This is a genomic window from Caballeronia calidae, assembly GCF_900044055.2.
Lineage (GTDB): Bacteria > Pseudomonadota > Gammaproteobacteria > Burkholderiales > Burkholderiaceae > Caballeronia > Caballeronia calidae.
Window position 1 is genome coordinate 1 of the sequence record NZ_FCOX02000006.1, and the last position, 21347, is coordinate 21347.

General features: G+C 63.2%; 22 protein-coding genes. 12 read left to right on the plus strand and 10 right to left on the minus strand.

The features are described 5' to 3' along the window. A partial coding sequence (locus tag AWB78_RS08060; protein WP_157697436.1) for a transposase occupies positions 1-436 on the plus strand: 436 nt, incomplete at its 5' end. Between the two features lie 183 nt (positions 437-619). Here AWB78_RS08060 and AWB78_RS08065 read toward each other — a convergent pair. The 3 genes from AWB78_RS08065 to AWB78_RS08075 form a co-directional block, all read right to left on the minus strand. Then, on the minus strand, positions 620-2425 hold the full coding sequence (locus tag AWB78_RS08065; protein ID WP_063958955.1) for an alpha/beta fold hydrolase: 1806 nt from the start codon (positions 2423-2425) through the stop codon (positions 620-622). Positions 2426-2829: 404 nt separating this feature from the next. Beyond that, a complete protein-coding gene (locus tag AWB78_RS08070; RefSeq protein ID WP_062604034.1) occupies positions 2830-3828 on the minus strand; it encodes a PDR/VanB family oxidoreductase in 999 nt (332 codons plus the stop codon). Between the two features lie 68 nt (positions 3829-3896). Then, entirely contained in the window at positions 3897-5441 is a 1545-nt protein-coding gene (locus AWB78_RS08075; RefSeq protein WP_062604036.1) for a Rieske 2Fe-2S domain-containing protein, read from the minus strand. A gap of 221 nt (positions 5442-5662) precedes the next feature. Here AWB78_RS08075 and AWB78_RS08080 point away from each other — a divergent pair, with 221 nt between their 5' ends. Beyond that, a complete protein-coding gene (locus AWB78_RS08080; RefSeq protein ID WP_062604038.1) occupies positions 5663-6355 on the plus strand; it encodes a GntR family transcriptional regulator in 693 nt (230 codons plus the stop codon). 77 nt (positions 6356-6432) lie between these two features. On the opposite strand, the gene AWB78_RS08085 is transcribed toward AWB78_RS08080, so the two are convergent. Next, positions 6433-7746, minus strand: coding sequence for an MFS transporter (locus tag AWB78_RS08085; RefSeq protein WP_062604040.1), 1314 nt, complete (start codon positions 7744-7746; stop codon positions 6433-6435). A gap of 120 nt (positions 7747-7866) precedes the next feature. Here AWB78_RS08085 and AWB78_RS08090 point away from each other — a divergent pair, with 120 nt between their 5' ends. Further along, on the plus strand, positions 7867-8778 hold the full coding sequence (locus tag AWB78_RS08090) for a LysR substrate-binding domain-containing protein (protein WP_062604042.1): 912 nt from the start codon (positions 7867-7869) through the stop codon (positions 8776-8778). 1 nt (position 8779) lies between these two features. Here the strand turns inward: AWB78_RS08090 and AWB78_RS08095 are convergent, their stop codons facing one another. Beyond that, entirely contained in the window at positions 8780-9175 is a 396-nt protein-coding gene (locus AWB78_RS08095; RefSeq protein ID WP_062604044.1) for a hypothetical protein, read from the minus strand. Between the two features lie 1310 nt (positions 9176-10485). Between AWB78_RS08095 and ltrA the strand changes: the two genes are divergently transcribed. After that, complete coding sequence (gene ltrA, locus AWB78_RS08105) at positions 10486-11865, plus strand: group II intron reverse transcriptase/maturase (RefSeq protein WP_062604048.1); 1380 nt, start codon at positions 10486-10488, stop codon at positions 11863-11865. 211 nt (positions 11866-12076) lie between these two features. Here the strand turns inward: ltrA and AWB78_RS08110 are convergent, their stop codons facing one another. From AWB78_RS08110 to AWB78_RS08120, 3 genes are all read right to left on the minus strand, one after another. Further along, on the minus strand, positions 12077-12913 hold the full coding sequence (locus AWB78_RS08110) for a 3-oxoadipate:acetyl-CoA acetyltransferase (protein ID WP_062604050.1): 837 nt from the start codon (positions 12911-12913) through the stop codon (positions 12077-12079). 194 nt (positions 12914-13107) lie between these two features. Beyond that, positions 13108-13392 carry a DUF3303 domain-containing protein gene (locus AWB78_RS08115; protein WP_062604052.1) on the minus strand — a complete coding sequence of 95 codons (285 nt, stop codon included), beginning with the start codon at positions 13390-13392 and terminating at the stop codon, positions 13108-13110. A 244-nt stretch (positions 13393-13636) separates the two neighbouring features. Then, on the minus strand, positions 13637-13993 hold the full coding sequence (locus AWB78_RS08120; RefSeq protein ID WP_082883262.1) for a hypothetical protein: 357 nt from the start codon (positions 13991-13993) through the stop codon (positions 13637-13639). A 257-nt stretch (positions 13994-14250) separates the two neighbouring features. Between AWB78_RS08120 and AWB78_RS08125 the strand changes: the two genes are divergently transcribed. From AWB78_RS08125 to AWB78_RS08140, 4 genes are all read left to right on the plus strand, one after another. Continuing rightward, a complete protein-coding gene (locus AWB78_RS08125; protein ID WP_062604055.1) occupies positions 14251-14553 on the plus strand; it encodes an EF-hand domain-containing protein in 303 nt (100 codons plus the stop codon). 12 nt (positions 14554-14565) lie between these two features. After that, a complete protein-coding gene (locus AWB78_RS08130) occupies positions 14566-15279 on the plus strand; it encodes a response regulator (protein WP_062604057.1) in 714 nt (237 codons plus the stop codon). Further along, positions 15276-16640: an ATP-binding protein gene (locus AWB78_RS08135; RefSeq protein WP_062604060.1), complete on the plus strand. Its 1365-nt coding sequence runs from the start codon at positions 15276-15278 to the stop codon at positions 16638-16640. Before AWB78_RS08130 ends, AWB78_RS08135 begins: the two co-directional genes overlap by 4 nt. 63 nt (positions 16641-16703) lie before the next feature. Next, positions 16704-17435, plus strand: coding sequence for a helix-turn-helix domain-containing protein (locus AWB78_RS08140; RefSeq protein ID WP_062604061.1), 732 nt, complete (start codon positions 16704-16706; stop codon positions 17433-17435). A 27-nt stretch (positions 17436-17462) separates the two neighbouring features. On the opposite strand, the gene AWB78_RS08145 is transcribed toward AWB78_RS08140, so the two are convergent. Beyond that, positions 17463-18452 (minus strand): zinc-dependent alcohol dehydrogenase family protein, encoded by a 990-nt coding sequence (locus AWB78_RS08145; RefSeq protein WP_062604062.1) that lies wholly within the window; start codon positions 18450-18452, stop codon positions 17463-17465. Between AWB78_RS08145 and AWB78_RS08150 the strand changes: the two genes are divergently transcribed. After that, positions 18451-18672, plus strand: coding sequence for a hypothetical protein (locus AWB78_RS08150; protein WP_062604063.1), 222 nt, complete (start codon positions 18451-18453; stop codon positions 18670-18672). The genes AWB78_RS08145 and AWB78_RS08150 overlap by 2 nt on opposite strands. Before the next feature lie 396 nt (positions 18673-19068). Next, positions 19069-19443 (plus strand): DUF3564 family protein, encoded by a 375-nt coding sequence (locus tag AWB78_RS08155; RefSeq protein ID WP_062604227.1) that lies wholly within the window; start codon positions 19069-19071, stop codon positions 19441-19443. Positions 19444-19459: 16 nt separating this feature from the next. On the opposite strand, the gene AWB78_RS08160 is transcribed toward AWB78_RS08155, so the two are convergent. Beyond that, positions 19460-19651, minus strand: coding sequence for a DUF2964 family protein (locus tag AWB78_RS08160; RefSeq protein WP_062604228.1), 192 nt, complete (start codon positions 19649-19651; stop codon positions 19460-19462). Between the two features lie 360 nt (positions 19652-20011). Here AWB78_RS08160 and phaP point away from each other — a divergent pair, with 360 nt between their 5' ends. Both phaP and AWB78_RS08170 read left to right on the plus strand, forming a co-directional pair. Then, complete coding sequence (gene phaP, locus AWB78_RS08165; protein WP_062604064.1) at positions 20012-20434, plus strand: phasin family protein; 423 nt, start codon at positions 20012-20014, stop codon at positions 20432-20434. Between the two features lie 70 nt (positions 20435-20504). Beyond that, positions 20505-21338 carry a class I SAM-dependent methyltransferase gene (locus tag AWB78_RS08170; RefSeq protein ID WP_062604065.1) on the plus strand — a complete coding sequence of 278 codons (834 nt, stop codon included), beginning with the start codon at positions 20505-20507 and terminating at the stop codon, positions 21336-21338. The last annotated feature ends 9 nt before the right edge of the window (positions 21339-21347 follow it).

Sequence of the window (21347 nt, forward strand, 5' to 3'; positions counted from 1 at the left end):
GGCCGAACTGGGTAACTGTGCTGCCGACAGCGGCCAATTGCCGATCGTTCTGGCGGCGGTAGCGCGCGACGCCGGGGCCGCCCCCAAGCAAGTCCTTGCCGATGCGGGCTACCGCTCGGAGGCGACGTTCGAACAATTGCGCGAGCACCCCGCCGAGTTGATCGTGGCGCCCGGACGCGAGGGCAAGAAAGAGGTGAAGGTCGATGCCCGGAAGCGCCCGCTATGCGCTGCGATGGCCGACAAGTTTACTTGTGCGCAAACTCAGGCGGCCTATCGAAAGCGCAAATGGCTGTCCGAACCGCCGAATGCCTGGGTAAAGAGCGTTCTCGGATTTCGACAATTCAGCATGCGCGGACTGGCCAAGGCCCAGGCCGAATGGAAACTCGTCTGCGCGGCGCTGAACCTACGCAGAATGTCGAAAATGACGCCTGCGTAAGTCCCGAAGGGGACAACATTGCCCTGATTTCGCCGCCGGGAAAGCCATTTTTGCGCGCAATGGCGGACCAAACCGCAATCGGCGTTGACGCCGCACGATGTGGCGTCAGTACCGGCAGCTCAAATTCTGTCTGCCGCGCGGATTCCTAGCTCGCTCGCGCGTGTTCGCGCGTGGAGCCATGCATCACAGCACGACCGATACCCTATTGGGAAGCACATGGTCCGCAACCGGAGAATTCGATTCCCTGGCGACACGTTCACATACTGCGACGACCTGCGCCGAGCCGGACGCAAGGAAGAGCGAATGATCGACGTCCGGAAAGATCGTCATTCGCACGGAGGGAAAACGCGACAGCCGCGCGCCCTGTTTGCCGAAATGCGCGGCGATAAGATCCATCCCGGCATCATAGGCGCCATAGACGAGCACGGTCTTCACGCGCTTCGCATCGAGTGCGCGGATGATCTGACCAGGCTCCGTCGCCCGCTCGGGCGGTGTCGTGTTCAGCCGGTCGAGTTGCAGCGCCTCGACGATACGCGAACGCACGCGCGTCAGCATATAGCCGAGCACGAAGCGCAATACACGCATCAAATGCTTTTCGCCGCGCAGGATCGCTTTCCATTTTTGACCGTCGAGCATCGACATGGCATAGCCGGCCATCGAATTGCGCGTGGACTCGCGCAGTCCATCGGGCGCAACGTCCGCGGGTTTTTTGAACGTCGGAAGATTGACCGTGACTACGCCCGTGATGACGTCTTCGACGAGCGCCGCCTTGAGCGCGTGATAGGCGCCCGAGCATACGCCGAAGGCGAAGATCGACTTATAACCCTGACGTGAGAGCCAGCGCGCGGCGGCTGCCGTGTCGTCCGTTGCGATCTGGTTATAGATGCGGCCGAATGCGGTGTCCGATTGCACCTCGCCGGGCGCCGCCGGACTGTCTCCGCGGCCCCGTGCGTCGAAGCGCAGCGAGGCTATGCCGCGACGCGCGAGTTCGCGCGCAATACGCACCGATAACCTGCTGTCGCCGACTCGTGAGCTCGCCGATGTATTCGCTATCAGAAACACCGGCCGGCGCGCCGAGCCGGTACGCGGCTCGCACATGATGCCGAATAGCCGTTCGTCGCCGATGAATACCGGACGCTCGACCGCTTCAGGCGTTTCGATTCGCGCGGCGCTCCATTCTTCGATCTTTGCAGGCGACCGCTCGCGCGACACCGATGCCGCACTGCCCGCCATCCACTGCACGGCCTCATCGAAAGCGGCGATCGGCAAGGCGTTGAATGCGGTCTCCTGAACGAAGCCGGTCAGACCTTCGAAAGGCCGCGCCTGCGCTTCAACGCCTCGCTCGAGGAGTGCATCGCACAACGGATCGTTTCCGCCGGCTTTCACGTTCATGATCAACACTCGGCGCGCCGGCGCGATTGCAGCGCGCTTCACGCTCGCCACGAGATCGATGGCTTCGAGCGAGCGTGTGAATTCGTCGCTATAGGCCTGACCCAGAACGTTTAGGCTGACCTCCTTTTCCTGGATCTCGCGCAAAGGCGGCGCAAGCAGTTCGAGCCAGGTTTTGCGCACGATGCTCAACTCACGCATATACACGCGACCACTCGCGACGGGTGCGAGTAGAACGAGATCGTCCACGGGCTCGCGCAATGCCGCTTCCAGCGCGAATGCGGCGCCCACGCGAAAACCGCATAACGTCACATGCTCGATATCAACTGAGGTTTTGAGCCAGTCGACCGCCGCGCCGATGTCATCGACCGACGATGCGAACTGATTCGGCGCGAGTTCGGCGTCCGTCGAGTCGCCCGTCCCCCGATAATCGAAACGCAGCACCCAGATGCCGCGCGCGGCCAATGTTTCCGCGAGATGGCGGATGCCGCTATAAGTCCATACGTATTCGTGGCCAAACGTATTGCAAAGCACAACGCCGCGCTTGCCCGTCCCTGCATGCAGCCATCCGAAACGATTCCCGAATACAACCGGTCTCATTGAATGTTTTCCTCGTCCTGGATGGCACGCCGTGAGCGATAACATCAAGTCTCTTCTTGCGATGCATGACCGTCAACGCCCGTTTAGCAAAACGGAGACGGTTTTAATGAGCAATCGTCGTGCCCGTAAGTAGAAAAGCCCCGCACGATGCCGGGGCTCTTAAGACGAAGCAAAATAAAAGGGGCTTCACATCACGAGTCGCTCGGCATTCTCACGGCGGGACCGCGAGGTATGAGGCGATTATATTAAGCGAGTCCTTAGTAGTGAGGCCGATCGCGGCACATGTGCCCGAACGCGCTACCTATTGGCGCATAAAGCATAGGCAGGCGGCTGGATCATCGTCGGAATGGAACAGAGCGGACAACTGACGTTGTCCGCCCATCGGATGACGCGTTGAGTGGCGATCAGAGATCGAGCACGAGCAACTTGCTGGCCGCACGTGATACACATGCGGTCAGGTATTCGGTCTTCTCTTCGTCGCTCAATATGCAGTCGTTGTGTTCGACGTCGCCCTCCAGATAGCGCACCTTGCACGTTCCGCATAAGCCCGCGCAGCACGACGTCTCCATCGTGACGCCCGCTTGCGCGAGCGCATCGGCAATGCTCTCATCCTTGGCCACTTCGATCTCCTGCCCGGTGCTGGCAAGGCGCACGATGAAACTGTCGAGCGCATCGTTGGCCGCCTGCTCGCCGGGATCACGCTCGGGCGCCTTGAAGTGCTCGAAGTGCACCGTGCCCGAAGGCCAGTGCTGCGCCGCTTCAGCGCATGCCTTCATGAAGCCGCCCGGGCCGCAGTAATACACATGCTCGCCTTCGCGGGGTGCGTCGAGCAGCTCGCGGATGTCGAGGCCCGCTGAAGGATCGCCGCCGTCGAAATGAAAATGCAGGCGCCCGCTCGCGCGCATCGGCTCGAATTCCGCCGAGAACGCGGCGCAGCTCGCGTCCTTTGCGCAATAGTGCATTTCGTAGTCGATACCCGCATCGTCCAGTTCATGCGCCATCGCTTTTAGCGGCGTGACGCCGATGCCGCCCGCGATCAACAACACGCGGCGCGCGCCGTCGACGATATGAAAGTTATTGCGCGGCCGACTGACGCGCACGATATCCTGCACGCGCAATTGCTCGTGAAGTGCCTTCGATCCGCCCCGCCCGCGCTCATCGCGCAATACGGCGATCACATAGCGATGACGTTCGCGCGGCGCATTGCTGATCGAATACTGCCGCACGACGCCGCCGGCGAGATGAATGTCGATATGCGCGCCCGCTGTGAAAGGCGGCAATGGCGCGCCCTCCGGATCGACGAGCTCGTATGAATTGATGCCCCGGCCTTCGAACCGGATCTGACGCACGAGCAGATTCAGCATCTGCTCCTGCGTGTGCGTTGAAATGAGTTGCGTTGACATGGTCGTCTTTCCTCGATCGATGATCCGACATCGCGAGGCACGCACGATGCGCCCTCGCGCTGCCCGTGTCACTGCTTCATCGATTGCTCGAGCGCCTCGAAGCGCTCGCGCACGAACGCGGCGCGTGCTTCGCCCTTCAGCGTCTCGCTTTCCGCCAGAATCGCGACGATCTGTTTCGTCACCTTTCGGCGGCGCACGATTTCCTCCTCGACAGTGATGCCCTCCGGAATCTCGAACACGTTGCCCGAGCAGAAGCTGTTCGGTGCGCCGGCATGCTCGCGGAACCATTCCGCGAAGTTCTGCGCGGATGCCGCAGGATTGGAACCGCGCAACGCATCGCGCAGCATCTTGCGGAACAGGAACAAGCCTGCATCGAACTTGGTCGGATTCTCGAGCGAATGCACCGCGATCGGCCGCTGACTGATGATCGCCTCATAGTCGCCCGGCGCGTATTGCGCCTGCTTGTAGTTCGCGCGCTCGCGATGATTCGGCGGAATGGGCACGATATCCTCGATGCCGTACTCGCCGAAACGCTCGGGACGGCGCATCGCAACCTGGCCATCGAGAAAGTCGATCGACTCGTAGCCCACCAGTTCCTTTTTGCCGATGCCGCGCGTGTCGATGCCCGGGCCCATCACGCGCCAGCCGATCATCTTGCTGTTCTCGTCGTCGACGGGCACCGTCCAGCGAATGATATGGAAGCGGCTGAAGAGCTTCTTTTGCGATCCGTCTTCCGACGTATAGGCATGCAGGCTCAGATTCGGCAGCACCTGATGCTGCACGCGCACGAAAAGCCGATCCTTGTTGACGCGGCGAGCCCCCGCGCACGCGAGGCTGCGGCCTTGCTGAACCGGCTGAAAGTGCATGTCGGGTGCGACTTCCATCGACGCTGCGCCGACTTCATCGAAGGTCGTGCCCTGAAACTGCCCATTCACCACGTTCTTCGCGGCATGCAATGCGGTCGGGTGGAAGTTGTCGGCGGCATTGTCCTGCACCTGCAGCCAGTTACAGTGCTGGAAGTTGCTGTAGGGCACGAGCTCATCGCCGGGAAGCACAGTGTAGTCGCCCTCCCACTCGGGGAACGGAGGCTCGTTTTCCGGCGGTCCCATGTAGGCGAACACGAGCCCATGACGCTCCACCGCCTTATATGCGCCCTGACGAATCGAGCACGCGTACTTCTCGGCTTCTTTCTCTTCGCCCTTTGGAAAAGGCACATGAAGGCATGCGCCGTCGACGTCGAACACCATGCCGTGATAGCAGCACATGATGCCGCGCTCCTGAATCGCGCCATATTCGAGGGATGCGCCGCGATGCGCGCAATGCGCATGTAGCAGGCCCACGCGCCCGCTGCCGTCGCGGAACGCCACCAGTTCCTCGTTGAGGATCTTGAGAAAGCGCGGCGTATCGGTCAGCTCGATCGACATGCACACCGGATGCCAGAACGCGCGCATGTACTCGCCCATCGGCGTGCCCGGTCCCGTTTCGGTCAGTTCGGGATCGTGGCCCGGCACCTTGTTCACGTAGTAACCGCCGTACGGCACGAGCTTCTTGACCGTCGCGCCTGCGCCGCCGCTGCTCTTCTGTCCTTCCAGCTTGTCCGATTTGATGGTCATGGGAATCCTGTTTGAGTGGGGGTGAGATTGAGCGATGCTCGAGACCTGAATTCCGGTTACCGAACTCCGAACTCTGTATACAAAGATTAGCCAGGCGATGCCGCCTTGTCTCTATGGGTAAACCTCAGTGCGACCGGGTATGACAGCGACGCGCGTTGACGCGCGGCGCTGCCGCGCTGTAACCTTGCCGTATTCTGTATCCAGAAATTACGGTCGTTATCATGCCCGCCAAACTTCTCAAGCTTCAGGCCCGCACCGATTATGTGGACGAGGTCTACAAGGTGCTGCTCGATGCCATCAGCTCCGGTTCCCTCGCCCCTGGCACGCGCATCACGCAGGAAGAGATCGCCGAGCAGCTCGCGGTGTCGCGCTCGCCCGTCCTGCAGGCGTTGCGCCTGTTGAAAAAGGACGGCCTCGTCGTCGATGCGCCCGGACGCGGCCTGCTCGTCACCCCGCTCGATCCGGCGTGGATCAGCCATCTCTATGAGATTCGCGGCGCACTGGATTCGCTCGCCGCGCGTCTGGCCGCAGCACGCGGTGCGAAGATCGACAAGGCGCTCATCACCAACGGCCGGCGCGCCTCGAAGAGCGACGACGTCAAAGCGATGATCGATGCCGACATGGCCTTTCATAACGCGATCTACACGGCATCGGGCAATCCGTTGATCGCAGAGACGGCGCAGACGCACTGGGTGCATCTGCGCCGCGTCATGGGCGCCGTGCTGCAGGCATCAGGACAGCGCAAGGCGATCTGGGACGAGCACGCGGCCATTGCGACGGCCATCGCCGAAGGAGACGGTCAGCGTGCCGCCGAACTCACCGATCTGCACACCGCGAATGCGCGCAAGAATCTCGTCGAACGGCTCGGCCTCGTGTTGAATGAGCAGCGCGACCGGGAAGCCGAAGCCACGTGAACGCCAAACCCGCCTGCGCAACGCGTCAACGACGACGGCCCCGTTTGCGCGGGGCCGTTCTTCTCGACGCGTGGGCTTCAATCTTCGCGACGCTTGCTGTTCACGAGCGCAGCAGGAACGGCGAACACGAGCAGACTGCCGATCACACAGCTCGCCGCGAGTCCGAGCACGCCGCTGCCCGTCGATCCCGTATGGGTCTGGATCACGCCGATGAGCCACGGACTCACGACGCCCGAGATGCTGCCCACGGAGTTCGCGAGCGCGAGACCTGCCGCCGCCGCACCACCGCTCAGAATCGCGGGCGGCAGGACCCAGAACTGCGAGATGGTGGTGACGACGCCCATCGTCGCGAGCGTGAGACCGATCATGCCGAAGAGGGTCGAGTGCGCGAAGGCCACGCTCATATACAGTCCGACCGCACCGACGATGCCCGCGCCCGCCAGATGCCAGCGGCGTTCGCCACGCTTGTCGGAGCTATGGCCGACCACGAGCATCGCGATCGCGCCGGCGCCATACGGAATCGCCGCGAGCAGACCTATATCGAGCGGATCGGTCACGCCGCTTGCTTTTACGAGCGTGGGGAGCCAGAAGCTCACGCCATAGAGACCCATCGTGAAGAAGAAGTAGGTCACGGAAAGCAGCAGCACCTTCGGATGCAACAGGCCATCTTTTACGGAATGCAGCGCATGCGTGGGCTTTTCTTCGCGCAGGTTCGCTTCGAGCATGGTTTTTTGCGAGTCGCTGAGCCACTTTGCGTCGGCGACCTTGTCGTCGAGATAGAAGTATGCGATGACGCCGAAGATAGCCGTCGGAATGCCTTCGAGCAGGAAGAGCCATTGCCATCCCGCGATGCCGTGAGCACCCCCGACATGCGTCATGATCCACCCCGACAGCGGACCGCCGACGACGCCGGACATCGGAATGCCCGTCATGAAGAGCGCGGTGACCTTGCTTCTGCGCGAAGCGGGAAACCAGTACGTGAGATAGAGCAGGATCGCGGGAATGAAGCCCGCCTCCGCCACGCCGAGCAGAAAGCGCATGATGTAGAAGCTCGTCGGCGTGGTGACAAACATCATCGCCGCCGATATGAGACCCCACGTCACCATGATGCGCGCGATCCAGCGCCGCGCGCCCACGCGCAGCAGAATGAGATTGCTCGGCACCTCGAACAGCAGATAGCCGATGAAGAACACACCCGCGCCCGCGCCATAGACCGCTTCGCTGAAATGCAGGTCGTTGAGCATCTGCAGCTTCGCAAAGCTCACGTTGATGCGATCGAGATACGCGCAGAGATAACACGCGAAGAGAAATGGCAAAAGACGCCATGTCACCTTCGCATACGTGGACGATTCATCGCCTGCCAGATACGCAATCGGACTGTGGGAACTCATGTGCTGTCTCCTGGTTATGTGATGCGTTTCGACCGCTCCCATATTCGTCACACGCACTCCGAAAGACAAACGATGCCTGTTCATCGAACCATGACAGGCGCTCATGCATAAGGTGTTTCCATGAGGCGCATCCCAAACTTCGTTCTCCTTCGCGCTTTCGAAGCAGCGGCGCGTCTGGAAAGCTTCACACTCGCCGCAAGCGAGCTACACCTCACGCAATCGGCGATCAGCCATCAGGTGAAGGAGCTCGAGCAGTATTTCGGCAGACCGCTTTTTCATCGGCGCAACCGGCGTGTGGAGACGACCTCGGAAGGCCGGCGCCTGCATGAAAGCCTGGGACGCGTATTCGATGTGATCGAGGCCGCCTGCGCGGAAGTGACGCTCGAGCCGCTCGCGCAAGTGCTCGCCGTTCACTGCGCGCCGAGCTTCGCGGTGAAATGGCTCGGGCCGCGTTTGCCCGAGTTCATGCAGACGCATCCGAACGTGACGATCCGTCTTTCGTCGGACGCGGAACCCGCCGATCTCGCACGCGCGCGCGAAGTCGATGTCGCGATCTCATATGGTTTCGCGCATGATCGTCCGGGCGTCGTCACGCGCGCATTGGGCGCCGAGCGCATCATTCCGATGTGCTCGCCGTCCTTGTTGCGCGATGGCGTTCCGGTCGCCGAGCAGATCATCACGATGACCTTGATCGACTCGCAACTGAGCCGCGTGACGTGGCCCGGCTGGTTCGCGCTCAATGGCCTCGACATGCCGCGCGGACCGCGTCCTTCATTCGACCGCGCGGCGCTCGCGATATCGGCTGCGGTGGATGGTATGGGTGTTGCGCTGGAAACGACGCGGCTCGCCGAGCGCGAGCTTGCGCGCGGCGATCTGATCGAGCTGGGCGCGGGTGTGTTCGCGCCGCTCGCAAGGGAGACGCACTTTCTTTCCTATCGCGTCAATGAGCGCAATGTCGAGAAAGTGAAATGCTTTTGCGACTGGGTTCTGGCCAAGGCGGGACTCGAAGAAACGGACGCGGCACAAGCGTGACTCAGGCAGCTTGCCGCGCCCTCTCCTCTTCGACCATGCGCGCGTGCGCGTACACGCGGTCACGTTCGCGCGCAACGAGCGTGCGCTTGCGCGCGAGCGTCTGTCGATGATATTTCGGGTCGCCCATCTGCATCACATACTCACTATGACGATGACGCAGATAGCGCTGGAAGAATTCCGCGCCGGGCAAGCCGCTGTCGAGCGCCATGAGCACGCCGTAGTCGATGTCGCACACGTCGCCGAGTGTCTTGATCGCGGATTCGAGCGCCGCATAGCGCTGGGGCAGCGGCACGCCTTTGTCGCATAGCGCATGAAAGCGCTGATAGGTCAGCACCTGCCCGTGCGATGCACAACGCCATAACGCCTTCGTGAGCCGTTGACTGAGTTCCGTTTCCACGTTTCCTCCCGCATGTCGTGCGGATCGTATGCGTGCGACATTCCACCGTCATTCGAAAATCGACGACGGCGAACGATTGCCTGGAAATCACCTGCAACGCCAAAAGAGATATGCGCGACATTGTCAATGCATCATGTCGCCTTGGGCCTTGATGTGCTTCACAAAACGGAAACGCTAAAGCACACTGCTGCTAAGCCCGCCTTTACGCGCCTTATTGAAGCGGCGTGTTTGGTTATTTCCTGCGTTGTAGGAAACGAGGCAAATAGCCAAGAACACGAAATACGCTAAACGTCTTTGTATATCAGGTCTTGCGCGACGCAACTCGAAACAGCGCACGCGCTCACACGGCTGCGGAAGCAGCAGTGCACTTGCAGAACATGTTTGTGACGCACGAAGCGACGCCAAAGCGCGAACCTTGCGCGCTTCGCTTGTTATCGGCCTCGACGGACCGTATTGAATTCCACGCTACAGCGCTGCACTCTCTGACGGAAGAGCTCTCGCAACGGCTGCAACCCGATTACATGCTAGCAAACATACAGGCGTAAACCAAGAAAAGTTTCCACATCGAAGACCGCGCAGGTTTTCACGCGGCTGTCATTCGGTATATTTTCCTTGCATCGATTCGCCGTTTAATGGTGCACACGAATTCGTAATTTGGAACGTTGTTTCGCAAGCCACGATGCTTAAGACCGGTTTAAGCATTCGAGACTAAAACATGTCATGAGACACGAGCAACATGACGACGCGATGCCGTTCATCGCGGCTCGCTGCATATCGGCTCTCACCCGAACGTCCACGCGGATGGTCAGACCGGGCAACGCCGCACGCGCATGCCAACGGCGCGAAGGCGCAGGCGATGACCATCCCATTCAGCCCGGCAGAAATGCCGGGCTTTTTTTTGGTGCGCCGAGCATGCGCAACAGCTTGGGGGTGCGAGTCCCCTGTCCAGCCTGATGGGGCGAAGGACTAGCGAAACGCAAGGGCGTCGTCGTGAGGCGGGGTCTGAAGGAAGCGTGTAGCAAAGCCACGAGCTGACGAACAGAAACCAGATACGAGGCCTACCCGTGCGGACGAGCGAGCCAATGATCGCGAAGTCCTCAACCATCAAGGGGCGGGGTGGTAAATCTGGCAGGTGTGTGGTGAAGGCGGTTGTGCTTACCTCGGGAGGCCTGCGCGGTGTCCTGGAATCAGGACTGAGCGACTCGCAAGGGGCGCTGAGCGCCGCGCAGGAGTCAGCAGCGGGCATATTAGGGCGGCGACGTCTGAAGGCCCAAACGGAGAGGAGCGGCGAGTAAGCCAGAGAACTCGACATGGGAGCGCAGCAGAAAACGCATCGCGTCCTTGACGGCGGAGGCAGGGGTGAAGCCCCGATGGCTGCTGATCGAGGGGCTGAACCTATGACGGCGAACCCCGAGCCTGAAAGCCCGTCGGCCTGTGACCGACTGATGGAAGAAGTCTGCGAAAGGGAGAACCTGAAGCAGGCGTTGAAGCGTGTGAAGGCAAACAAGGGTGCGCCCGGCGTGGACGGCATGACGGTTCAGGCACTACCGGCGTACCTGCGGGAGCATTGGCCGTCGATCCGGGACACGCTGCTGAATGGCACGTACAGGCCTCAACCTGTGAGACGGGTCGAAATACCCAAGCCGGATGGAGGTGGCGTGCGCAAGCTCGGCATCCCCTCTGCGCTTGACAGATTCGTTCAGCAGGCGGTATTGCAGGTGCTGCAAAGGCAGTGGGACCCGACGTTCTCGGACTCCAGCTACGGTTTCCGTCCGGGACGCTCGGCGCATCAGGCCGTGGCGCAGGCACAAGGCTACATTCAGGCGGGACATCGCTGGGTTGTAGATCTAGATCTGGAGAAATTCTTCGATCGCGTGAGCCACGATATCCTGATGAGCCGGGTGGCAAAGCGAGTTGGCGACAGGCGTGTCCTGAAGCTGGTTCGCTCCTTCCTGACGGCAGGTGTGCTGGAGAACGGGCTGGTTGGTGCAACGGACGAAGGGACACCCCAGGGTGGTCCTCTGTCACCGTTGTTATCCAATCTGATGCTCGACGACCTTGACCGGGAGCTTGAGCGGCGGGGGCTGCACTTCGTGAGGTACGCCGACGATTGCAATGTCTACGTACGTAGCGAACGCGCGGGCCAGCGTGTGATGGTGGGCCTGAAGGTCTTCCTCACCAGCCGGTTGAAGCTGAAGGTCAATGAGGCGAAGAGCGCCGTGGCGCGACCACACACGAGGAAGTTTCTGGGATTTACCTTCTCGAACCGGGATTCGGTCAAACGGCGCATCGCGCCCAAGGCGCTGGCCCGCTTCAGGGAGCGAATTCGGGAACTGACGCAACGCACGCGAGGGGTCAGCGTCGACCAGATGGTTGACGTGCTGAAACGATACCTGACTGGGTGGCGAGGCTACTTCAGCTTCTGCGAAACGCCCTCCGTACTCCACAAACTTGATGAATGGATCCGCCGTCGCCTTCGCTGCTTCCTGTGGAAGCAATGGAAACGCGGCCGGACTCGATTCGAGGAACTGGTTGCGCGAGGCGTGAACCGCAACCTTGCTGCCCAGACGGCGGGCTCACCGCACGGTGCATGGCGCCTTAGTTGCAGCCCGGCATTGAACCAGGCGCTGTCAAATCGTTACTTCCGTTCGCTGGGCCTGCCGTCGGTCGGGCCAACGCCGATCAACTGATCCGAACCGCCGTGTACGGACCCGTACGCACGGTGGTGTGGGAGGGGTCGGGCCGCGAGGCCTGCCCCTATCCCGATTTTCATCGCACAACGCGTGAAGCGTGCGCAAGCTCATGGCCGTCCCCCGAAGATGGTCGACGAACATAAAAAAAACGCGCCGCGGTTTCCCGTCGGCGCGTCTTGAGTCCTGTGTTTCGAACCGCGAGCAACACTCAAAGCGACAACAGCTTGCGCGCCTCCTGCGCCGTCGCGACAGGCCGTCCGTACTCCGCGCACAGCGACGCCACCCGGCTCACCAGTTGCGCATTGCTCTTCGCGAGCGTGTCCTTGTCCCAGCGCACGTTATCTTCGAGGCCGGTGCGGCAATGTCCGCCCAACTGCAGCGTCCAGTGATTCACTTCGAGCTGGTGACGGCCGATGCCCGCAGCGGTCCATGTCGCATCGGGCAGATTCTTCTTCAACTGCTCGACTTCGAACTCGAGAATCTCGCGCCTTGCGGGCAACGCGTTTTTCACGCCGAGCACGAACTGCACGTGCACGGGTGACTTGAGCAAGCCCTGGTTCACGAGATCGACAGTGCTGTAGAGCATCGCCAGATCGAAGATCTCGATCTCGGGCTTCACATTGTGATCGAGCATCGTCTGCGCGAGAGAGCGCACGAAGTCGGGCGGATTCTCGTAGACGATCGTCGGGAAGTTGACCGAGCCCGTCGCGAGCGATGCCATATCGGGCTTGAGATCGAGCATCGCGCCGCGCTGCTCGAACGAACGACCGCGCCCGCCCGTCGAAAACTGGATGATGATGTCCGGGCAATGCTTGCGGATGCCTTCCTGCAATTCAGCGAAGCGATGACGGTCCGAGCTCGAGCGCTCGTCTTCGTCGCGCACATGCAGATGCACGAGCGTCGCGCCCGCTTCGTACGCCTCGTGCGTGCTCTCGATCTGCTCGGCGATCGTGATGGGCACGGCCGGATTGTCCTTCTTGCGCGGCACCGATCCGGTGATCGCAACCGATATGACGCAGGGTTCCTTCGTAGGGGATTGGGTCACGCTTCGCTCCTTGACGGCGCCGTCCCTGCGTAAGACATCGCGGGGACCGAGACGGCGCTCAAATTTGAACTAACTAGTACGTTTAGTGATGATGCGGCATTGTCCGTTCCGCTGCAAGCCACACAAACCCTAAGCCTCCTTCCGCGCGCGTGCGCCGCCGAAACATTGCGTTCGTACGACGAATCGCGCCATGCCTACGTCTGCCGCGCCGCGTGCTCGGCGAGCATCTGGCCGACCTGCAGGTCGTCAAGTGCCGGCTTGATGTCGAACATGAACAAGTCGGCCCACTCGTGCGCCCACTGCGCCAGCGGCGCGAGGTCGTTGCATTCGCATACGGCGATTCCCCAGATCGAGCCGATCGCGTGCCAGCGGCCCAGCAGATGAATGCCGTCGGGCGGCGCGCCGCGGGTCTGCAGGAATCGCTCGGCCGCCTGTCTTTCGACATCGGGTTGCGCCGTCCAGTTGACGATGAATAGCATGGCTCGATCCTCCTGTTGGAACGCGATGACACGGCGCGATGCGTCGCGCCCCGCCGCATCGGCACGCGCGGCGGATGCGGTTCATCCAGTATAGGAGGCGGCGGCCGGGCCAACGGGGCGTCGCATCGTGCGTGCTCGTGCGCGCTTGTGCGATTGCATTTTGCGTATTGCATGACGCATTCAAACGCAGCCGCCATGCACTATCCTCTTGCCACCGCATCGGCACGCACGCAGGCGGCGTCGCTCAATGCATCACGACGACCGGTGCCGCGAGCACCGGCTGCGCATACGTCACCCTCACGGCCGGTGCGGGCGCATAGGCGGAGACGACCACAGCCGTCCCCGGCGGCGGAGACGCAGGCGGCGGCGCAGCGACGGCCACGGGCGCAACGACGGGCGCAATCACCACGGTGCGCGCGGGCACGTAGTAGTACGGCGGCCTCGGCGGCGGCGCATAGTAATAGACGGGACGTGGCGGCGGTGCGTAGACGACGGCGGGCGCCACGTAGGAAACCTGCACGTTCGTTCCAGCCGACGCGGTCTTCGCGCAAGTGAGACTGACGACGGCAACGGCGGAAACGCTGAGCAAACGGATATTCATGGTGAAGTCCTCATGTATCGAAGGCGGTCGATCGGGAGAGATATCGATATCTCAAGTGCCGGCGATGAGAACGATAGCGAAGCGCCGCGCGAAGCGTGAGGCATAACTTGTGTCATCGAATGTCGGCGAAAGCGCCGGGCATCGCGGATGAAATGCGGCGACATGGTTCGTAGCATCCCTGAGATTGCGTTCGCCGCGCGGCTCAATAGAATGGCATCACCGCTTACGTTCATCGCATTCGAAACGAGGAGAACGCCATGCGAAAGATCCTTGTCATCCTTGCAGCATGCGCGGCCTGCGTCACGTCGAACGCCGCCTTCGCGCAGACCGCCACGCAGCCGATGGGCGCGAGCCCGCGCGTCGAACACGCGCTCGGTCAGTTGCAGACGCGCTTCTCGAGCGCCAACACCACGCACGACGGCAAGCTCACGCGCGAGCAGGCCACCACCGGCATGCCGATGGTCGCGAAGCACTTCGACGAAATCGACACGCAGAAGAACGGCTACGTGACGTTGCCGCAGATCGAAGCCTTCATGCGCGAGCACGCCGCGCAACGTTGATCCGGAGCCTCCATGGAACCCCTGCCGAAGATCATCGTGCTCGACGACGAAGCCGAGCTGCGCAACATGCTGCAGCGTTTTCTGAGTTCGCAAGGTTTCGAAGTGCGCGTCGTCGAGAACGGCAAACGCCTCGACCGCTATCTTCAGCGCGAGCCCTATGACCTCCTCGTGCTCGACTGGATGATGGAGCCCGAAGACGGCCTTTCGGTCTGCAAGCGCTTGCGCGCGGAAGGCCAGACCTTGCCGATCCTGATGCTCACGGCGAAGGGCGATCCGGTCGACAAGGTGATCGGCCTCGAAACCGGCGCCGACGATTACCTCGCGAAGCCCTTCCTGCCGCAAGAGCTCGTCGCGCGCGTGCGTGCGTTGCTGCGCCGCCAGAAGATCGCCGCCGGCGATCCCACCCACACGCAGCAAGTCGTCCGTTTCGGCGAGTTTCGCCTCGATCTCGGCAAGCAGAAGCTCTATCGCAATGGCGAGCCGTTCGAGATCCACTCCGCGCAGATGCAGTTGCTCGGTGCGCTCGGCTCCTCGCCGAATCGCGCGGTGAGCCGCGACAACCTCATCGCGCGCACGCGTGGCCGCGACCACGACGCGCTCGATCGCAGCATCGACGTGCAAGTGCTGCGGCTGCGTCAAATCGTCGAGGAAGATCCCGGCAAGCCGCGCTTCATCAAGACCGTCTGGGGCGTCGGCTACATGCTGCTCGCAGAAGTCGAATCGTGAGCCGCGCGCCGCTCGCTCGCGTCGTGCCGCGCTCGCTCTTCGCGCGCAACATCCTGCTGCTCGTCACGCTCGTCGCAGTGAGCCAGGTTTGCGCGATCGCCGTGCTGCTGCACTTCATCCAGACGCCGCGCCTCGAGCGGGCGGCGGCGGCGTTCGCGAGCTACATCGTCACGCTCGACACGCTGCTGCAGACGACGCCGCCCGACGCCGCGCAGTCCGTCGCCGCGCATCTCGACCTGCACGCCGAATTGCCCGCCGGCACCCGCGATACGGCGCCGCAATCGCGGCTGCGCTTTTATCAAACGTATCAGCGCCAGACTTTCATCGAGAGCCTGCGGCGCCATCTGCCCGCGGACATGCTCGTGCGCTGGCAAGGCGGCGATTCAGCCGACGACGGCCAGCAACGGCTGTGGATCCGCGCGCATCTGTCGGGCGAGCCGCGCTGGCTCGCGCTGCCGGTGCCCGAAGCCGCGCATGACGACGGCCTCGCCACGGCGCTCCTGCTGTCGCTCGGACTCGGCGCGCTCGCGTTCGCGACGGCCTATGCGATCCAGCGCCATCTGAACCGTCCGCTCGCGCATCTCGCCGATGCCGCGCGGCTCGTGTCGTCGGGCGGCGAGCCGGGCGTCCTGCCGACCGACGGCCCGACCGAAATCGCCCAGGTCAGCAGCGCGTTCAACCGCATGACGGCGGCGCTGAAGGAAGCGGACGCCACGCGCGCGCTGATGCTCGCGGGCATCTCGCACGATATCCGCACGCCGATGACCAAGCTGCGCCTCGCCATGGCGATGTCCTCGGTGCCGTCGACGGACGCGGCCTTCGCGGCATCGGCGGAAGGCTATCTCGACACCATCGACACGATTCTTCAGCAGTTCATGGATTACGCGGGCAGCGGCGCGAAGGAGGCGCCTGTGATCGGCGATCTCAATGCGCTGATCGCGAACCTGGCCGCCGATTTCGCGGGACTCGGGCACGAGTTCGCGCTCGATCTCGGCGAGATCGAGCCGTTTCCGTTCCGCCCGATCAGCATGATGCGCATGCTCATGAACCTGATGCAGAACGCGGTGCTGTACGGGGTCGTCGGGCTGGAAGTGCGCACGTGGACCGACCCGCGGACGCGCGCCGCGTGCGTTGTGATCGCGGATCGCGGCAAGGGGCTCGGCGGACAGGACCCGGAAGCGCTCAAGCAGCCCTTCAAGCGCGGCGGCGGCGAAGGCCAGCCGAAGGGCACGGGCCTCGGCCTCGCGATCGTCGAGCGCATCGCGCGGCTGCATGGCGGCACGCTCGAACTACGCGCGCGCGAAGGCGGCGGCGCGGAATCGCGCATCGTGCTGCCGCTAGCGGCGGCCGCAACGCGTTAGCGCTGCGTCGAATTTTCCTTTCCTCCATCCGTGAACCATACTGCTCTGTAGGAGGAAACCGCCATGGAACCGTCCATCGATCCCGCCACGCCTGCCGGACGCGCGGCGCGCGACGGCGCGCACGGCGCCGTGCCGTCGCTGCATGTCCGTCTGTCGGACGCCGACGCCATCCCGTTTCCGACGCGCACCGTCGAGCGCGGCGACGCGCTCTATTGCGCGGGCGAGCCGCTGCGCAGCCTCTATACGGTGCAAAGCGGCTGCTTCAAGACGGTCGCGACCTATCCCAGCACCGACGACGACAGCGCCCCGCACACGCAGGTCACGGGCTTTCATCTCGCCAACGAGACGCTCGGCCTCGACGGCGTATGCACGAGCCGGCACGAAAGCGACGCCGTCGCGCTCGAGGCGAGTGTCGTGCGGATCATGCCGGTGGGCATACTCGAACCCTTGTGCCGTGAGTACGCGGCGATGCAGCACGAACTGCTCGCGATCATGAGCGCCGAGATCGTGCGCGCATCGCGTCTCGCGCTGATGCTCGGCACGATGCCCGCGCGCGAGCGCGTCGCCGCGTTCCTGCTCGATTTCTCGGAGCGGCTCGACGCGAGCACCTCATCGTCCGGCGAGCGCGCGACGGAACTGCTCCTGCCGATGACGCGCGCGGATATCGGCAGCTATCTCGGGCTCGAACTCGAAACCGTGAGCCGCACGCTCTCGAAGCTGCAGCGCGAAGGCGCGATCGGGCTCAATGGAAGGCAGGTGCGGATCGTCGATCGCACGATGCTCGAGCATCACTGACGAACGTTCGTCGCTTCGTTGCTGCGCTCAAGCGCGGACCGTGAGCACGGCCGCGCCCGTCACTCTGCCTTCGCGCAGATCGTCGAGCGCGCGGTTCGCGTCTTCGAGCGGATACGGCGTCGTATGCAGATCCAGATGAAACTCCCCGGCGATGCGCATGAACGCGCGCCCGTCCTCGCGAGTCAGATTCGCGACCGACACGACGCGTCGTTCGCCCCAGAGCAGATCGTAGGGAAACGAAGGAATATCGCTCATATGGATGCCGCCGCACACCACGGCGCCGCCCTTCGCGACCGCCTTGAGCGCCGCGGGCACGAGCGCGCCGGCCGGTGCGAAGATGAGCGCCGCATCGAGCGTATCGGGCGGCGTCTCGTCGCTGCCGCCGGCCCAATGCGCCTTCAGATCGAGCGCGAGCCGCTGCGCGGCGCTATCGCCCGGACGGGTGAACGCATAGACGTCGCGCCCCTGATGCCGCGCCACCTGCGCGACGATATGCGCGGCCGCGCCGAAGCCATAGATGCCGATGCGCTTCGCATCGCCCGCCATGGCGAGCGTGCGGTAGCCGATGAGCCCCGCGCACAGCAGCGGCGCCGCTTCCACATCCGAATAGCGCTGCGGCAGATGCAGACAGTAGCGCGCATCCGCGACGACCTGCTCCGCGTAGCCGCCGTCGATCGTATAGCCGGTGAAGCCGGGGTCATCGCAGAGATTCTCGCGGCCCGCCGCACAGTAGCGGCAGCGGCCGCAGGTATGACCGAGCCACGGCACACCGACGCGATCGCCGGGCGCGAAATCCGTCACGCCCGCGCCGAGCCGCGCGACCGTCCCGACGATCTCGTGCCCCGGAATCACGGGCCGCTTCGGATGCGCAAGCTCGCCGTCGACCACATGCAGATCGGTGCGGCACACGCCGCACGCGTGCACGTCGATGAGCACTTCGCCCGGACGCGGCGACGGGTCGGGCAGATCGAGTGCCTGCAGGCGCGGTGCGGTGCCGTCGAAAATCATTGCGCGCATGGATACGTCTCCCGTGATCGTTGCAATCGAGCGTACGCCGTTCGATATTGCGATGCAGCGCCTGCGCATGTGTCGCGACGAACGCAACGCCTGCCTACGCGACCTCGTGGGGCGCGAGAAGCCGCCGTGGTGCAATCATGCACGCGCATTGCGCGCCGGCGCGACGCTTCATGACGCCGTATCGCGCGATGATGCGGCGCACTCATCGCGTATCGAATGACCAGCGCATGCGGCGATATGTCTCCCGCGCCTGTCTCTGAAGCGTCAGATTGTCGTACTAAACTTTGGTCATGCAGTCACGAAGCGAACATGTGCGAGAAGTGCTTTTTCGGCATCGGTCTTGCTTGACTGGCTCGGACGTCATCGCTGTTGCGGCGCGGCAAACCATGTGATCCTGGCGTGCCTTACGAACGTTCCGGCGATGGAACCCATTACATGCGGCGCGATTAAACTTATCTTCCGCGCACCGTTCGAACTTGTCATCGCGGTCTTCACGGGCCGCGTCGTAACGCCTTGGAAATACGCGCGGCGCGAGCCGCCATTCAACCGACGACGCTCATGGCCGGCACGAAAGTGCTGGGCGTCTCGTCCATCGAATCGTTTCATGGAGGAAGACATGCGTATCACGGTCAAGCTGGATGGCTTCGAGGGCGCTCAATCGGCGGCTTACGCCATCCTGTGGCTCGACAAGGAAACCCGCCGCTGGTCACGCGAGGGCCACCAGGCAGTGGAGGTCCCGGACTGGGGCGGACTGCGCTCGGGATCGAACGGAACGATGATTTGCGGCCAGGAGGTCGAAGATCCGATCTGCGTGCTGGAGCGCCTCGATTTCGATGCGCCCGACGGTCCGTGCGAAGGTCTCGCGGGCCGCGTGCTTTGGTATCACGACGGCGCGCGCACGAAGAGCACCGGCCGGTGGCACGTGCAGTGCATCGACCGCGAGCAGATCAAGGCGGAACACGGCGTCTTCGCTGGAGAGGAGGACAGCTGACGCGAGAGCAGGAACGTCAGGGCTCGTCGCTCGGCAATGGTGTGAGCATCACGACGAACGACGCAGCCCCGATGAGAATGGCGAGCACGCCGTAGTACGTGACGGCCGTCTCGTCGAAGAGCAATCCGCGCAGCGCCGCATGAATGCCGCCCAGCGTCACGAAGACGGCACCCAAGGCCGCGACGATGCGCCCTTCACCCCTGATCATGATGTTCTCCCGACCGTCGGGCGGCTGCGGCCGCTCACGCGGTCGCGGCACGCGGTCATCCTTTGCAGACGTCCTTGCTGCGCCGCCATGACTTCATGGTCGCTTCGGCGGCGCGGTCCGATTTGATCTGCATCAACCTCGCCCGGACGCCGCGCTCCTGCGCTCGTCGGGCAGGCATCAGGCGAGAGGAGACCGCTCGTTCTGGTGTTTTCCCTTGCCCCATCTCCAAGGCTTATATTGGTAGTATCGGGTGCGGCTGCGCGTTGGCACGATTTCGCGCACCGCGCTCGTCGCCGGGCCATTCTCGCGTTTTGCCCGCAAGCATGGCTTGCATTCGACCGAAGAACCTGGAGAGGCACGATGAATCAAAATTTCAGCGATCCGTTCAGCCAGTTCGCCGCCATGTTCCAGCAGTATCAGCTTCCCGGGTTCGATGTCACCGCAATCATGGAATCGCGGCGCAAGGACGTCGAAGCGCTCGCGGCGACCAACCGCGTCGCGTTCGGCGGCATGGAAGCGCTGCGCGACAAGCAAGTCGAAATCCTGCGCCGGACCCTGGGCGAGCTCGAAACCATCGCCAGACAATTCGCCAATACATCGACCCAGCCTCCCTTCAACGCCAACGAAGTCGTGCAACGCGCGCTGCACAACGCTCTCGCAGACATGCAGGACATCGCGCGCACGACCCAGCAAACTCAGGCCGAAGCCTATGCGCTCGTCAGCAAGCGCATGGAAGACGCCCTGAAGGAACTGAAAGCTTCTATCGAGAAGCCCAAGACCTAGCCTCGCACATCCTGCGGGGCCCGGCCTCCGGCAATGCCTTGGCCGCGCAAGCGGCGAGCGGAGGTGCGTCATGCAATTCGACGAATTCGCGGCGTTCGAAAAGAACGGCTGGGAGCACGTCGTCCAGCAGTACGAGGATTATTTCGGAAGGCTGACTGTCCAGTCGCATCCCGCGATGCTGGACGCGCTCGAGGTCGGTCCGGGCACGCGCATGCTCGATGTCGCCGCCGGGCCCGGCTATCTCGCCGCGGCGGCCATCGAGCGCGGCGCGACCGCGGCGGCCATCGATTTCTCTGCGTCGATGATCGCGCATGCGCGCCAGCTTCATCCCGAGGTCGAGTTTCAGATCGCGGGCGCCGAGCATTTGCCCTTCGACGCCGAGAGTTTCGACGCGGTCGGAATCAGCTTCGGCATGCTGCATTTTCCCGAGCCGGAACGCGCGCTCGAGGAAGCGGCGCGCGTGCTGCGCCAGGGCGGCCGCGTCGCGTTCACCGCCTGGGCGCCGCCCGAGCGCGCGGTGGGCTTCGGCATGGTGCTCGACGCGGTCCAGCTGCACGGCAAGCTCGATGTCGGTTTGCCGCCCTCGCCGCCCTTCTTCCGTTTCAGCGATCCCGACGAATGCCTGCGCGTGCTGACGGAAGCGGGATTCACCGCCGCGCGCGCCGACGAAGTCGAGCAGACCTGGCACCTGGTGCTGCCGGAAACGCCGCTCGACGGGCTGATGCACGGCGGCGTGCGCATGGCGGCGCTGCTGCGCGCGCAATCGAAGAGCGCGCTCGCGCAGATCGAGCAGGAAGTGAGAATGCGCGTGAAGGCCTATTCGCAGCAAGGCGCGCAGCACGCGCAATTCGGCGAACTGCTCGTGCCGATGCCGTGCGTGCTCGCCTCCGCCACCAAGCCTTGAGATCCGCCC